This window comes from Flavobacterium fluviale (genome assembly GCF_003312915.1).
Taxonomy (GTDB): domain Bacteria; phylum Bacteroidota; class Bacteroidia; order Flavobacteriales; family Flavobacteriaceae; genus Flavobacterium; species Flavobacterium fluviale.
Genome location: NZ_CP030261.1, coordinates 1,475,767 through 1,491,655, shown reverse-complemented (window position 1 = coordinate 1,491,655; position 15,889 = coordinate 1,475,767). Strand labels below are relative to the sequence as shown.

The window sequence follows — 15,889 nt, the reverse complement described above, 5'->3', positions numbered from 1 at the left end:
AGTTGGTTATCTTTATAAGTGTGTGAAAGTAACAATAATTTACTGTAACCGCAATAAAATGCGGTATTTTAAACATAAATTAACTATTAAAAAAAGCCCAAACTAACGCTTGGGCTTTAAAAATAATTATTCTCTTACGTACTTGCAGCAACTGTGCAAATTGTCATAATCTGCTGTTTCAGCTTTAATCTCCTTAGTATCATGACCTGCTTTTGCAACTGCCTTGTTTAAATCTAAAGGAGACGCTTTCTCTTCATTTAAAATAACAGAAAGCTGGTGAGAACTAATATCCCAGCTGGCAGTTTTTACTCCAGGAACACCATAAGCTGCTTTTTCAATTCGCTTCTTACATTGCTCACAGTTGCCATTTACTTCTGTTGTATATTTTAAATTTTTGTTCTTTTTAGTTTGAGCCTGCGCCGAAAAACCTAAAAAAGCCATCATTACTATTAAAACTAATTTGTTCATCTTATTTACTATTTATTATTATTAAATTGATTTTTGAAATTGAGATTGAAATTTTATTTAATCTTAAATCTTAAACCTGCGTAATACATTTGTCCAAAAATTGGAGCATACGCTACAGAGGCATCAAAATTTGGTCCAAAAGGATTGTCTGCTCCTAAAATTGCTTTTTCTTGTCTGTAATTTCCAATATTTTCTCCCCCAATGTAAACTTCAAAAACTGAAGAAAAAACGCGGGTTACTTGTGCATTCATGACAGCATATGAAGGCGAAAAATCTGGAAATTGATCTGCATCAGGGTTTGACGCCGTATAAGGCAATTGCTGCTTTCCCGACCAGTTATAAGTAAAATCAAACCTCCATTGTTTATCATCATTTAAAGTAGTTTCGTATTCTAAATTTCCTAAGAAACGATGTTTTGCCTGCAATGGTCGTTGAAAATTACCTCGAAGATAATCCGTTTGAATATCGTAATATTTATAGGCTGTTCTTAAATTTAGATTGTGAATTAATTCATAATTAAATTCTACTTGAAGACTATTGGCAAATGAACTTCCTTTCAAATCATAAAACAACACCTGCTGTGGACTCTGCATTAAATCTACTACAGCTTGATTTTGGAAATCTGTTCGATAGAAGTCAAAACCTGCATCGGCATTTTTATTGAAAAGACGGAATTTCTGTGAAAAACTAACACCATAGTTCCAAGCAATTTCCGGATTTAAACCGTAAACTTTCCCGCTTGAATCTAAAATCGAAAAATTTCTTGAGCTGGCAAAAAGCTGCTGGTTTTCTGCAAAAATATTAGCGGTACGTTTTCCTCTGCCTGCAGAAAAACGAATGACACCATTTTTCCAAGGATTATACCTCATGTGCAATCTTGGAGTAACAAAGAATCCTAATCGATTATGATGATCTACTCTTCCTCCTAAAATCAAACTAAAATTATCTGTATTGTCATAAGTATATTCGAAGAATGCTCCAACCGAGTTATCAATTCTACTGTAATCGGTCACATTTACAAATTCCTGATATTGATCATATGTAAAATTCAAACCAGTCGTGAACTTATGCATTGTATTGTTTATAATCGAATTGAAAATCAAATTAGAATAAAAACTATTTTGTTTGATATCATATTGATTTAAACCAAAATAAGAATCTTGTTTGTGACTATTGAATGCATTTTGAAAACCAATACTTTGATAAGGCATATCCTTAAAAACATAACCTATTTTTGTTGAAACATCAAAACGTTCTGTATTGATTTCAGATCCCCAAAAATTTGTGGTTCCACGATCACGATCTTTATCAAAATCCAGTTCTCCTGTTTGTTTTTTATCATTCATATATCTGAAATTGATAAAACTAACCAAACCACTTTCTGGATTGTAATATTGGTAACGGTTTAAAACATTGATTTGTTTTCCTAACGGATTATCTAAAAATCCATCATTATTCATGTCGTTTTTGGCCACACGGGTGTTTCCGTGAACAAATAAACTTGTCGCCCATTTATCTGAAAGTTTTTTATTGAAATGGGTATTTAATTCAAAACGAGAATCGGTTGAACCATAAGCATTCACGAAAAACGGAATATCGCTTAATGGCTTTAAAAGTTCTGTATTAATTTGGCCGGAAATACTTTCGTAGCCATTTATAACACTCCCCGCCCCTTTGGTTATTTGAACGCTTTCAATCCATGTTCCTGGAATAAATGATAAACCGTATGCCTGTGAAGCACCTCTAACCGAAGGAATATTTTCTTCGGTAATCATTAAATAAGGACTCGTTAAACCCAGCATTTTAATTTGCTTGGTTCCTGTTAAGGCATCCGAGAAATTGACATCGATTGATGGATTTGTTTCGAAACTTTCGGCCAGATTACAACAAGCGGCTTTAAGCAGCTCTTTACTTGTAATTAAAGATGTATTGGCTGTTACTGTGAAGGATTTTTTTATTCCTTTTTGCTTTTTATTGATTTTTACTTCCTCTAAATCTTCTTGCGAAGATGCAGCAACAGAAAGCAAAAACGCTATAAAAAGCATTATATTTTTTTGCATAAAAATGATTTTAATGTTGAAAAGAATTACATTTTTGATGTTTGTTCAAAACAAAAAACAATCAAAATGTAAATGCAAAGACTTGATCAAGACCTGCATTGCATCTTAACATTAAAATCAGGAATAGAAAATATACTGATGGTATAATTTGAATAAGGGGGGCGCATTCGCATCAGAATAATACGAAAGAACTTCTTTCTTTTTAAAGCTTGGAAGTGCTAAAAAGGCTAAAGGTTTATAGTCCTGAATAACAGCTGGAAAAGCAAATTGGAAAAAGAAGAATTTGAAAGTTGCATTGTCTGATTTTTTCTCAAAGTGAACTACTTTATCCTTGCAGCAAGAATTCTTTTTCTCTTTTGATCCACAGCATTTTTTTTCTACAACAGGTTCTACTGTTGTATTTAATGAAACGGAAGCAATTTTTCCTCCGCAATAATGTACATCAAAAGCAAACCCAATATTGGAAACCAATAAAAGGAACGCTAAAAACAGACCTGTACACTTTTTCAAATTCATTTTGCAAAGCTATTCAAAAAACAGTCGATAAAAAACAAAAAGAAATGTTATTTTTTTGAATTCTGGAGCTGATAATAGAATCCAGGAATAAAAAGTAACACTAAAATAGGCTGAATTATGAATCTTCTTACATAGAATAAAAGCCAGCCTGCATCTGGGAAACATTCTAATATTATATAAAACATTCCCAAAAGCACAATTAGAAATAATATATATATGAACAAACTAAATTTTAAAATATCGCGATCCTGAAATAATGCATAAATCAAGATTAAAGACAAAACAGAATTTAATAAATAACGGAAAAAGAGTCCGAAAAAGAGTTTTGATATCTCAACCTGCGGATAAGGCAGATTATGAAAATCATTTTTAAAAAAGCTCAAAAAAGGATCGTAAAACAATTGTTTTTCAAATGCTCTTATCAAAGCAAAGCATATTACGACAACTAGTGCAATGAAAATTTTAAACTTATTCTCTCTTAAATTATTTAGCATATTTTGAAAATCTATTAATCCAGAAAATCCATAAAACAAAAACATATCCATAAATAATTAATGGAAATACAACTCCGTGAAGAAAGTCATTTTGTGCTGGAAAATAAAATACCAGAACCGTTAAAAGTGCAATTCTAATAACATTCAAAATGTAAATAGAGATAAGCCCAAAGAGAATAAATAATAAAGTCTTTTTAAACTTTCCAGAAAAGGCAGCAACAAAAGAAACAAAAAGAATCATTACGCTCACGGCATTACAACCTTCTGTTATACGTGCTACATATTTTTCGTTAATTATAATTTTTAACCACGGATCCTGAATGCTTTTTTGAATACTGACATCGTAATTAAAAAACTGCAGCAACTGCTCTGTATTGGCGCCCGTAATCATGCTCACACCGTCAAGGTCATTGGCTTGATAACTGTTTAAATAGAATTTATAAAGCAAAGTCAGAACAATATATGTCAAGAAAAAGATGCTTACAAAAAGTAAAAATGGCTTAAACTGAACTAAATATTTTTTCAAGAGAATTTTTTTTCAAATTTATGTATTTTTTGAGTTCAGCTTTAAATACTTTTGTATAAAATTTAATATCATGACATTTCAAGAATTAGAACCAAAAATAAGCGCCATTATCGCTGGCAATGAAGCAAATAGAGACGAAAAATTATTAGCAGTGTGTAAGCTGTTAAATGAAAATATAGATTATTACAACTGGGTTGGTTTTTATTTTGCCAATCACGAAGCTAAGACTTTGCATTTAGGTCCTTATGTTGGAGCAGAAACAGATCATACTGTTATACCTTTTGGTAAGGGAATCTGTGGTCAAGTGGCAGAAAGCAATGCAAATTTTGTAGTGCCAGACGTTAAAGCGCAGGATAATTATATTGCATGCAGTTTTACGGTTAAATCTGAAATAGTAGTTCCGTTATTTGTAAATGGAGTAAATATTGGTCAAATTGATATTGACAGCCATGTTATTGATCCGTTTACAGAGGCTGACGAAAGATTTTTAGAATTTGTTAATCAAGAAGTTGCTAAACTATTCTAGAAGGACTATTTTTAGTATAAAAAATAGAACTGAATGAAAAGAAACATATTCCTTTTTTTGCTTCTGATAATTTCAGTTAATCTGTCTTCGCAAATTAATGTAGTATCCAAGAAAATCTTTCTGGACTCATTAAACCGTGAAGCTACTCCCGAAAACTATATTTACACAAGAGTAATTACAAATTATTCTCAAAAAAGTGCTAGATACGTTGTTACTGATTTCTACAAAAATGGCAGAAAGAAAATGACAGGAACCACTTTAGACAGAGATGTTTTAAAAAAAGATGGAGAATTTATCTGCTATTATAAAAGTGGAGCAAAAGAATCTGTTGTAAATTATTCTGATGATCATAAATCGGGAAAAGAGATTAATTGGTACGAAAACCAAACTAAAAAATCTGAGAAACAAAATATCTGGGACTCGAAAACAAAAAAATCTCAAACTCTGATTCTTAATTTTTGGGACCAAAACAAAAATCAGACAGTAACCGATGGAAATGGGGATTATGAAGAATCTGAAGGATTTGTAACTCAAAAAGGATCAATTAAAGACGGTTTAAAACAAGGTTCTTGGGAAGGAAATGACAGCTTTAGAAAGACAACTTTTGTAGATAATTATGATCGCGGGATCTTGATTTCTGGAGTGAGCGTTGACGACAAGAACATAAAAACTACTTATGCATCTTTAAGCGAAAAAGCAACTGGTAAAAAATCTTCGAAATTGAAACAATAGCAGCATTATATTCTTTGCAAATGGGCGCAGAAGATTATCATTTGTTAATGTAAAAACTTTTGTTATTTGTATTAAAAATATTACTTTGGCGTAATTTTATTTTTGATCATTTTATGAAACAAACTTTACGTCTTCTCTTCTTTATTTTAATTGCAGCAAAAGCATTTTCCCAAAACTCTTTGGCGGCCAATAAACTAATTTATTTAGATTCAATGTGGGTACCATGCAGTGAGGATAATTATAAATACACAAGACTTGTTGAAGGCTATTACTCTGATAAAAAATCTTATGTTTATAAAGATTACTACAAATCTGGAAAATTAAAATTTATTGCCACGACATTAGACAAAGACATTATGATAAATGAAGGACAAGCTGTCTCTTATTATGAAAATGGAAATAAAAAATACACTGTCAACTATGTCAAGACAAGAAAATCCGGCAGAGAATTTAGCTGGTACGAAAATGGGGATATAAAATCTGAAATTGATTATATTGAAGACAAAAAAGGTAAAATTGAAGGTAAAATCAATAACTTTTGGAATCCAGAAAAAGAACGAATTGTAGCAGATGGAAATGGATATTATTCTGTTAAGACCGAAAACAACGAAGAAGCAGGCAAAGTAAAGGACGGACAACCAGACGGCACTTGGACAGGAAAGGATTTTAAAAGGAAATCGAGTTTTATTGAAATTTATGAAAATGGAAAATTAATTTCCGGCATCACCACCGATTCTTTAAACATAAAACATACGTACTCTACAAAATATCTGCAGCCAAGTCCTAAAAATGGAATGGATTCATTCTACAGCTATGTCGGAAAATCAATGCGTATTCCAGCAGAAGCAAGAAAAGTTTCTGGAAAGATATACATGACTTTTGTGGTAGATGAAGAAGGAAATTTAATTGACCCTACAATACTAAAAGGTGTAGGTTACGGCATCGATGAAAATGCTGTACAATTGATTAAAGAAGCAAAAAAATGGAATCCAGGTAAAAACAGAGGCATTCCAGTTCGGGCGCTTTATAAATTGCCAATTACAATAATTACAAAATAAGGAGCAATAAAATTTATTTTTCTAAAAAAAAGTATTATTTTTGCACCGTCTTACAAAAGATGTACGACATACATAAAAATCATTAAATAATATTGGAATGTATTTAACTAAAGAAAAGAAAGAAGAGATTTTCGCACAACACGGTGGTGCAACAAACACTGGAAGCGCAGAAGGTCAAATTGCATTGTTCACTTACAGAATCGCACACTTAACTGAACACTTGAAAAAAAATCGTCACGATTACAACACAGAGCGTTCTCTTGTCCTATTAGTAGGTAAAAGAAGATCTTTGTTGGATTACTTGAAAAAGAAAGAGATCAACAGATATCGTGAGATTATCAAAGTATTGAATATCAGAAAATAATCAATATAGAAAAGAGGTGCGAAAGTGCCTCTTTTTGTTTTTACAATTACAACTGCTTACAAGCATATTACAAGAAAAAAAGTTTGGTTTTTCATTGGGTTTTAGATAACAACAACTACACACAACAACAACTACAACACAACTAAAACCCATTGTATAATCAAAAGGAAAAAATTTATGATTCCACAATTATTTGTAGAAAAAATCGATTTAGGTGATGGCAGAAGCATCACAATCGAGACAGGGCGTTTAGCTAAGCAAGCAGACGGTTCTGTAGTAGTAAGAATGGGGGACACGATGATTCTTGCAACAGCAGTTTCAGCTCGCACATCAAACCCAGGCGTTGACTTTTTACCATTAACGGTAGATTACCGCGAAAAATTTGCAGCAGCTGGTCGTTTCCCTGGAGGTTTCTTCAAGAGAGAAGCACGTCCAAGCGACAGCGAAGTATTAACAATGAGATTAGTTGACCGTGTTTTACGTCCGCTTTTCCCAGACGATTACCACGCTGAAACACAAGTTATGATTCAACTAATGTCTCATGACGAAGAAGTTATGCCAGACGCTTTAGCTGGTTTAGCTGCATCTGCAGCATTAGCCGTTTCAGATATTCCTTTTTATAATTTAATTTCTGAAGTACGTGTTGCACGTATCGACGGAAAATTAGTTATCAACCCAAGCAGAGCTGAATTAGAAAAATCTGATATCGATATGATGATTGGTGCTTCTATGGATTCTGTTGCGATGGTTGAAGGTGAGATGAAAGAAATTTCAGAAGCTGAAATGATCGAAGCAATTAAATTTGCCCACGAAGCGATCAAAGTTCAAATCGAAGCACAATATCGTTTACAAGCTGCTTTTGGTAAAAAAGAAATTCGTACTTACGAAGGTGAGAAAGAAAACGAAGAAATTTACAAAAAAGTAAAAGAAGCTGCATACGATAAAATCTATAATATTGCAAAAGTTGGTTCGGCTAAACACGAAAGAGGAGCTGCATTTGCTGAAGTAAAAGAAGAAGTAAAAGCTTTATTTACTGAAGAAGAATTAGCTGTTGACGGAGATTTAGTTTCTAAATATTTCTACAAAACAAACAAAGAAGCTGTTCGTAATGTAGTATTAGAATTAGGCGTACGTTTAGATGGTAGAAAAACTACAGAAATCAGACCAATTTGGTGTGAAACTGATTATTTACCAAGAGTTCACGGTTCATCTTTATTTACTCGTGGAGAAACTCAAGCTTTGGCAACTGTAACTTTAGGAACTTCTAGAGAAGCAAACCAAATCGACTCGCCTAGTGAGCAAGGTGAAGAGAAATTCTACTTACACTATAACTTCCCTCCTTTCTCTACTGGTGAAGCAAAACCACTAAGAGGAACTTCAAGAAGAGAAGTTGGTCACGGTAACTTAGCTCAAAGAGCTTTAAAAAATATGATTCCTGCTGATTGTCCGTATACAATTCGTGTTGTTTCTGAGGTTTTAGAATCTAATGGTTCTTCTTCTATGGCAACAGTTTGTGCTGGAACAATGGCTCTTATGGACGCTGGAGTTCAAATGGTAAAACCAGTTTCTGGAATTGCTATGGGATTAATTACTGACGGTGAGAAATTTGCGGTATTGTCTGATATTTTAGGTGATGAAGATCATTTAGGAGATATGGACTTTAAAGTAACTGGAACTGCTGATGGTATTACAGCTTGTCAAATGGACATCAAAATTGATGGATTACGTTATGACATTATGGAACAAGCTTTAGCTCAGGCTCGTGATGGACGTTTACATATTTTAAGAAAGCTAACTGAAACTATCGCAGCTCCAAGAGGTGACGTTAAAGCACATGCACCAAAAATTATCACTAGAACTATTCCTGGAAACTTTATTGGAGCATTAATTGGACCTGGAGGAAAAGTAATTCAAGAATTACAAAAAGCTACTGGAACAACTATCGTTATTAACGAAGTTGACGAGCAAGGTGTTATCGAAATTTTAGGTACAGATCCTGCTGGAATTGAAACTGTATTAGCAAAAATTGCTTCTATTACTTTCAAACCACAAATGGGAGAAGCTTACGAAGTAAAAGTTATCAAAATGCTTGACTTTGGAGCTGTAGTAGAATATACTGCTGCACCAGGAAACGAAGTATTGCTTCACGTTTCTGAATTGGCTTGGGAACGTACAGAAAACGTTGCTGACGTAGTTAAAATGGGAGATGTTTTCCAAGTAAAATACTTAGGAGTTGACCCAAAAACTAAAAAAGAAAAAGTGTCTAAAAAAGCACTTGTTCCAAGACCTCCACGCGAGGAGAAAAAAGAGTAATCAGATCTTAGTTTACTAAAGGTTTATTCATAGGAAACCCCAATTCATTAATTGAATTGGGGTTTTTCGTTTTAGAGACAATAATCTTTTGCCTCTTAATTTTTCATAAACAAATTTAAAACCCAATAATAATCAGCAACTTCCTTTCTAAAACTTTTAAAAAAAATATCACAATTTAACAAATTCACGTTTTATTTGTAACCTTTTTTTTATACTTTTGGAAACTACCAAAACAAATCATTAAATTACTGAATCCTTTGAAAAATTATCAAAAAAAGATAATATTCCTAACTTTATTTGGATTATTATTAAGCATTAATTCCGTTCACAGCCAAAGTATTAAAGAAATTGAAATTTATAATTGGTTTGACAATAGTATTGGAAAAAACAATCTTGACATCAACAATGGAATTCTTCATACCAATCCGTACACCACTTTAGACGGCAGCACAATTTATTTCCGTGATGACAAGTTCGAAAAAGGAACACTTAAATTTGAAGGACAATTTTATTACGCAACGTCTTTAAAATATGATATCTATAGAGATATTCTGATTTTAAATCCTTTTGGCGCATCAGAATTAATTGGCATCAGCCTTGTAAAAGAAAAAGTGGATTCTTTTTCTTTATATGACCGAAATTTTGTCAAATTAAATAAGGAGCAATATAACTTACCAGGATTCTCTACTGGTTATTACGAAGTTACAGAAAGTACTCCCGATTTTACTTTTTACATTAAACACAGCAAAACCATACAAAAAGTTGTTAGGGAAGATGGTATTTTCTATCAGTTTAAACCAAAGAACAATTATTTCTTAGCTTATAAAAAATCTCAGTACACAGTTGACAGCAAAAGTGATATTATTAAAATATTTCCAGAGAAAAAGAAAAATATTAATGAGTTTTATGATATGAATAGAGAACTCCGAAAATCTGATCTCAATTTATTCATGAAAAATTTAATGAAATACATCAATAACTCACTTTTGACTGAAAAATAAAACTGCATGAAAAAAATTATACTCGCCTTAGTTGTTATTATATTATCATGTAATCTTTCATTTTCCCAAAATACAAATGAAAAAGTAACTATAACATTTAATAACCAAACCTTACCAGAAGCACTAAAAGCCATTGAGGCTTCGACTTCTTATAAATTTTATTTTGATCCTGTCTGGGTGGATTCGAACAAAACTTTAATTTCTGGAACTTACAGCAACGTAACGGTTGATGAATTATTGGATAAATTGTTAAGCAAGACCGATTTGAATTTTATTGTTTTAAAAAACAAAATCATCTTAACGCTCAATCAAACTATTCACGAAGACTTGCCTGCAGGGTTCTTTGTAGACGCGCCAGCTGATGCTGTAAGCAAAAAAAGCGGTTCTGATAATCCAGTTTTTTATCAGCAGTATGACTCTATTAATAATTACAGCGTTAATAAAAAGTCTGCCATTGTTTTTATAGGAAAAGAAAATAATGATTTGACGAAAAAAAACTTCACAGTTACAGGAACAATTAGAAATGAAGAAACTGGTAAAGCCGAACCTAACATTTACATTAGAGTAAGAAATAAAAACATTAATACTTCAACAGATTTAGATGGTAATTACAGTCTGCAGCTTCCTAGAGGAACAAATGTTATTGAAATCAAATCTCTAAATCATAAAGAGGTTACAAAAACTGTAGTTGTATATGACAATGGTAATTTGGACATTAATATTAATGAAAAATCTAACCAGCTTGATGAAGTTGTAATTAAAAAGAAAGGACAAAAAACTACCGAATCTGTTATTTCTGGTTTAGTTTCTATTGACATTGAAGGCATGAAAAATGTCCCTTTAATTTTGGGAGAAAGAGATATCTTGAAAGTTGCCACAACTTTCCCAGGTATTAAAACTACAGGAGAAGGATCTGCTGGATTCAATGTACGAGGCGGAAAAGAAGATCAAAACTTAATACTTTTAGATAATGCTGTACTGTATAATCCACAGCACTTTTTAGGATTCTTCTCGGCAATTAATCCATACACTGCCAAGAAAGCAGATATTTATAAAGGAAGTATTCCTGCCGATTTTGGAGGAAGATTATCATCTGTATTCGATATTACGACCAAAAATGGAAATCCTGAGAAATTTTCTGGTGAAGGTGCCATTGGACCAGTTACTTCAAACTTAAGTTTTGGAACTCCAATTAAAAAGAATAAATCGAGCATACTTTTCGGAGGAAGAGCAACTTATTCGGATTGGATTTTGAAAACATTAGATGATGAAAATTTAAAAAACAGCCAGGCTAGTTTTTACGACGCGATTGTAAAATACAATAATGCATTAAGCGCTAACAATAATTTAGAAGCCACAGTATATTACAGTAACGATAAATTTGCGATAAGTTCAGATTCTGTTTTTAAATATACAAATAGGTTAGCATCTCTAAAATGGGATCACACTTATAATAAAAAACACAAATCGGCACTTATTTTCACAAATAGTGAATACAAATTCAATATTGACTATAATACAGATGATGTTAATTCATTTGATTTCGGATATAAAATTAATGAGTCTCAATTACAACTGAAGTTTAATTATGCGCTAAATGAGAAACATAATCTTTCTTATGGAATTGCCAGCAAATTGTATAATATATCTCCTGGATACCAACACCCGACAAAGCCCGAAGCAACTTTAGCAGCTACAGATATTGCAAAAGAAAAGGCTTTAGAATCTGGTGTTTATATTGGTGATAATTTTAAATTTAGCGACAAATTATTAATTGATTTAGGTTTAAGATATTCGTTCTATGCCTCTTTAGGAGCTGCAGATGTTAATATTTATCAAGAAGGATTACCTTTAAATGATGCAACTATAATAAGGACTGAACATTACAACAATAATGAAGTTGTAAAAACATACGGCGGACTGGAACCTCGTATTGCTGCTCGATATTTCTTTGCAGAAGATTTCTCAGCAAAAGTAAGTTATGATGTAACGAGACAATATATTCACCTTTTATCTAGTAATGTAACTCAGTCTCCGACCGATACTTGGAAGTTATCGGATACAAATGTACGACCACAAAGCGCTCAGCAAGTTTCTTTGGGTCTTTATAAAAATTTAAAAGATGAAGAATACGAACTGAGTCTTGAAGGTTATTATAAAACATCTAAAAACATCTTAGATTATAAAGTTGGCGCACAACTGCTTTTAAATGAAAACGTAGAAACAGAACTACTACAAGGCGAAGGTAAAGCATACGGAGTTGAGTTTTTAATTAAAAAGCAAGTGGGTAATTTAAATGGATGGATTGGATACACTTACTCTAGATCACTTATTAAACTTGACGGACAGTTTAACGAAGAGAAAGTAAACAACGGAAAATATTTTGCCTCAAATTTTGACAAGCCACACGACTTGAGTGCGGTATTAAATTATAAATTTACAAAGCGATATAGTTTATCAACGAACTTTTTATATCAAACCGGAAGACCAATTACTTTCCCAATTGGAACTTATAACTATGGAGGTGCCGAATACACACTCTACAGCGACAGAAATAAATACAGAATTCCAGATTATATTCGTTTAGATATTGGAATTAATATTGAAGGAAATCATAAGATTAAAAAGCTTGCTCATAGTTTCTGGAACATCTCTGTTTACAATGTATTAGGACGTAACAATCCTTATTCGATTTATTTTGTAACAGATCAATCTGGAAAAGTAAAAGGATACAAAACATCCATTTTTTCTATTCCTGTTCCTAGTATTACTTATAACTTTAAATTTTAATATCCCAAAATGGATTCAAATATCATGAAAACATTATTTAAAAATAAACCCATTCTTCTGCTGCTATTTAGCATTTTACTTTCAAGCTGTGCAGAAAACTATGCCTTACAATCTGATACCTATGAAGAAGCATTGGTTGTTGAAGCAACGATAACGAACGAACTAAAAACTCATGAAATAAAAATTTCTAAAACAGCTCGTTTAGAAGATACCGGCGTACAAAATGAAACTGGAGCTACAGTAGTAGTTAAGGATAATCTTGGAACTGTTTACCCATTTAGAGAGCAGGATGGAGTTTATGTCTCTGAAAATCCTTTTCAAGCAACTCCAAATACTATTTATACTTTAGAAATTAGAACTAAAGACGGAAAAGTTTACGAATCTTCTAATGAAACACTGACTACAGAAAACCCAATATTAGATGTAGTTCCTGCAGTTGTTACAGACAGTAAGGAAGGACGCGGCGTTCAAATACGAGTAACCAATTACGATCCTAGTAATACGTCAAAATATTACAGATATGAATATGATGAAACATATAAAATAATAGCACCTGTTTACAGACAAGAAAAACTAGTGGTAAAACCAGAACCGCGTACAGTAGGCTTAGAACCAAATGATCCGAACACAAGAATTTGCTACAGCACAAAATCATCTAATGAAATTATTCTGACAAGCACTACAGATTTACAGGAAGACCGTGTTAATTTCCCTGTTCGATTCATCAGTGACCAAAACTACATTATCAGTCATCGTTACAGTATTTTAGTAAAACAATATGTACAGAGTTTAGAATCTTATACATTTCGAAGAACAATGAAAGAAATTTCAAGTTCAGGAAGTGTGCTTTCTCCGAAACAGCCAGGTTTTATTAACGGAAATATTAAATGTATTTCTCATACAGACCAAAAAGCAATTGGATTTTTTGAAGTTTCTTCTTTTTCATCAAAAAGAATGTTCTTTAATTATGCAGACCTCTTTCCTGGCGAAATGCTGCCGCCTTATTATACAGATTGTACTGAAGAAGAGTACAAATTTTGTTTTGGTTTAAGCATGCCTATTCCCTGTCGTGGAAACGTATTAATCGACAGACTTAACTCTAATACAATTAGTTATAAATACAACATAGAAGGTGCATTTTACTACATGGTTCCTGTAGAATGCGGAGACTGTACATCATTTTCGTCTAACCAAATACCATCATTTTGGACAAATTAAAAAATCTTTTAGTATTGTTTGCACTAATTAGTGCACAACTAATAAACGCACAAACCGTTACATTAGACGAAACGGTATTTACCCATGCAAATGCTTCAACATTTGTTTCTGGAGAAACGATCTTGTTTAAAATTTACTGTATAAAATCATCAGACAAATCACCTAGCACTATTAGCAAAATTGCCTATGTAGAATTGGTAGATGAAAGTAAAAAATCGGTTTTTAAAACTAAAATTGCTTTAAAAAATAGTACTGGCCAAGGTGACTTTTTTATACCAACAACTCTAAAAACCGGGAATTACAAACTAATCAGCTACACGACTTGGATGCTGAACAAAAATGTTTCAGATTATTTCCAAATAGATGTTAAAATTATCAATCCATTTAAATCAAAAGATGGAGCTGAACAAAAACTCAACACAGGAAATATTGCTGCGCCAACAATTCAAACGGTTTTACCTGTAAGTATTGAGAATACTGCCAGCACAAACCCGAATATAAAACTTAGATTGCCTAAAAAGACATTTACGAATCGTGAATTGGTAGACTTAAAAATAGAGTCTGCAAATTCTTTGTACGAAGATGGGAATTACTCGTTATCTGTTCGTAAAATCGATAATCTAGCTAGCAAGACTCAAGCAACAGCAGCAGATTTTTCTACTTCATCAAAAGAAACAAATTTAATTGATCTTCAAAATCAAACAAATAAATTAATCTTACCAGAGGTTCGCGGCGAAGTAATTTCTGGGAAAATAGTTTCAAAGAATGGCACGGATATTATAAATGGTAAATTTGTCGGCCTATCATTACCTGGGAAATCTTTCACTTTTGAAGTTTCACAGACAGATGCCGGAGGCAATTTCGTTTTTTACCTGAAAGATGTTTATTATACCTCTAATATTACGGTTCAGCTAATTGATGAAAAAGCAGAAAATTACACCTTAACATTAAATGATGATCCAGCAATTAATTATAGCGGTTTATCTTTTCCTGCAGCTTCTGAACTATCTTATGCCTTAAAAGAAAACATAGTAGAAAGATCGATTGCAGCTCAAATTGAAAATGCTTACTTCCACAAAAAAGTTGATAATCTTTCGAAAATACCAACTTTAGAACCTTTTTATTCTCCATTGGCAAAACAATATGTTTTAGATGATTATACAAGATTTAAAACTCTAAAGGAGACTTCTGTTGAAGTTGCAACGGACATTTTCATCAGACAAAAAGATGGAAAAAATTACCTGCATGTGAACGATCCAAGCATTTTTCCTCAATTACCAGAACCTGCATTGGTGCTTGTTGACGGTTTGTATTTGGAAAACCAAAATGAACTGATGAATTACCCAATGAAAAATGTATACAAAATAGAAGTAATCATTGGACGCTATTATGTGGGATCAAAACCATTTAACGGGCTGGTTAGTTTTACTACTTTCGATAAAAATTTCACCAGTACTCATACAGGAAGTTCAATCGTAAAAACGACAATGTTAAGTGCGAAACCAAAAAAAATATACAACAAAATTGAATACCTAAATCAAACAGATGAGGCTCGAATTCCAGACTACAGAAATCAATTATTCTGGGCTCCTGAAGTAAAATTAAATGACTCTAATACTACTTTTTACACCTCTGATGTTTCTGGAAATTTCGAAGTAAGATTAGAAGGTTTTACAAAAAGCGGAATTCCCGTATCAGTTAAAGAATTTATTGAAGTTAAAGACGCTTCTATCAACTAAGAAAGGCTTGACAAAAAGTCAAAATCTCCATTACTTTATAGTACTGGAGATTTTTTTTGAAAATATTTTTCATTTTATTGTAAC

At 32.4% G+C, this 15,889-nt stretch carries 14 protein-coding genes; 9 read left to right on the top strand and 5 right to left on the bottom strand.

Annotated features, from left to right (window positions below):
- Positions 1-126: 126 nt before the first annotated feature.
- From HYN86_RS06725 to xrtF, 5 genes are all read right to left on the bottom strand, one after another.
- Positions 127-468, bottom strand: a complete 342-nt coding sequence (locus HYN86_RS06725) for a heavy-metal-associated domain-containing protein (protein ID WP_113677345.1) — start codon at positions 466-468, stop codon at positions 127-129.
- A gap of 53 nt (positions 469-521) precedes the next feature.
- Positions 522-2,528: a TonB-dependent receptor plug domain-containing protein gene (locus HYN86_RS06720; protein ID WP_113677344.1), complete on the bottom strand. Its 2,007-nt coding sequence runs from the start codon at positions 2,526-2,528 to the stop codon at positions 522-524.
- A gap of 117 nt (positions 2,529-2,645) precedes the next feature.
- Complete coding sequence (locus HYN86_RS06715) at positions 2,646-3,044, bottom strand: HYC_CC_PP family protein (protein WP_113677343.1); 399 nt, start codon at positions 3,042-3,044, stop codon at positions 2,646-2,648.
- Between the two features lie 47 nt (positions 3,045-3,091).
- Positions 3,092-3,538 (bottom strand): exosortase F system-associated membrane protein, encoded by a 447-nt coding sequence (locus HYN86_RS06710; RefSeq protein WP_113679873.1) that lies wholly within the window; start codon positions 3,536-3,538, stop codon positions 3,092-3,094.
- Positions 3,528-4,064: an exosortase family protein XrtF gene (xrtF, locus tag HYN86_RS06705; RefSeq protein WP_113677342.1), complete on the bottom strand. Its 537-nt coding sequence runs from the start codon at positions 4,062-4,064 to the stop codon at positions 3,528-3,530. Before xrtF ends, HYN86_RS06710 begins: the two co-directional genes overlap by 11 nt.
- A 70-nt stretch (positions 4,065-4,134) precedes the next feature.
- On the opposite strand from xrtF, the gene HYN86_RS06700 reads away from it, so the two are divergent.
- From HYN86_RS06700 to HYN86_RS06660, 9 genes are all read left to right on the top strand, one after another.
- Positions 4,135-4,590, top strand: a complete 456-nt coding sequence (locus HYN86_RS06700) for a GAF domain-containing protein (RefSeq protein ID WP_113677341.1) — start codon at positions 4,135-4,137, stop codon at positions 4,588-4,590.
- Between the two features lie 33 nt (positions 4,591-4,623).
- Positions 4,624-5,322 (top strand): toxin-antitoxin system YwqK family antitoxin, encoded by a 699-nt coding sequence (locus HYN86_RS06695; RefSeq protein ID WP_113677340.1) that lies wholly within the window; start codon positions 4,624-4,626, stop codon positions 5,320-5,322.
- A gap of 113 nt (positions 5,323-5,435) precedes the next feature.
- A complete protein-coding gene (locus HYN86_RS06690; protein WP_113677339.1) occupies positions 5,436-6,380 on the top strand; it encodes an energy transducer TonB in 945 nt (314 codons plus the stop codon).
- 97 nt (positions 6,381-6,477) lie between these two features.
- On the top strand, positions 6,478-6,744 hold the full coding sequence (rpsO, locus tag HYN86_RS06685) for a 30S ribosomal protein S15 (RefSeq protein WP_113677338.1): 267 nt from the start codon (positions 6,478-6,480) through the stop codon (positions 6,742-6,744).
- A gap of 177 nt (positions 6,745-6,921) precedes the next feature.
- Positions 6,922-9,057, top strand: coding sequence for a polyribonucleotide nucleotidyltransferase (locus HYN86_RS06680; protein WP_113677337.1), 2,136 nt, complete (start codon positions 6,922-6,924; stop codon positions 9,055-9,057).
- A 257-nt stretch (positions 9,058-9,314) separates the two neighbouring features.
- Positions 9,315-10,058, top strand: a complete 744-nt coding sequence (locus tag HYN86_RS06675) for a hypothetical protein (RefSeq protein WP_113677336.1) — start codon at positions 9,315-9,317, stop codon at positions 10,056-10,058.
- Positions 10,059-10,064: 6 nt separating this feature from the next.
- Complete coding sequence (locus HYN86_RS06670) at positions 10,065-12,848, top strand: TonB-dependent receptor (protein ID WP_113677335.1); 2,784 nt, start codon at positions 10,065-10,067, stop codon at positions 12,846-12,848.
- 24 nt (positions 12,849-12,872) lie between these two features.
- Positions 12,873-14,066: a DUF4249 domain-containing protein gene (locus HYN86_RS06665; RefSeq protein ID WP_230406438.1), complete on the top strand. Its 1,194-nt coding sequence runs from the start codon at positions 12,873-12,875 to the stop codon at positions 14,064-14,066.
- Positions 14,054-15,805, top strand: a complete 1,752-nt coding sequence (locus HYN86_RS06660) for a hypothetical protein (protein WP_113677333.1) — start codon at positions 14,054-14,056, stop codon at positions 15,803-15,805. The genes HYN86_RS06665 and HYN86_RS06660 overlap by 13 nt, the downstream gene beginning before the upstream one ends.
- Positions 15,806-15,889 lie beyond the last annotated feature (84 nt).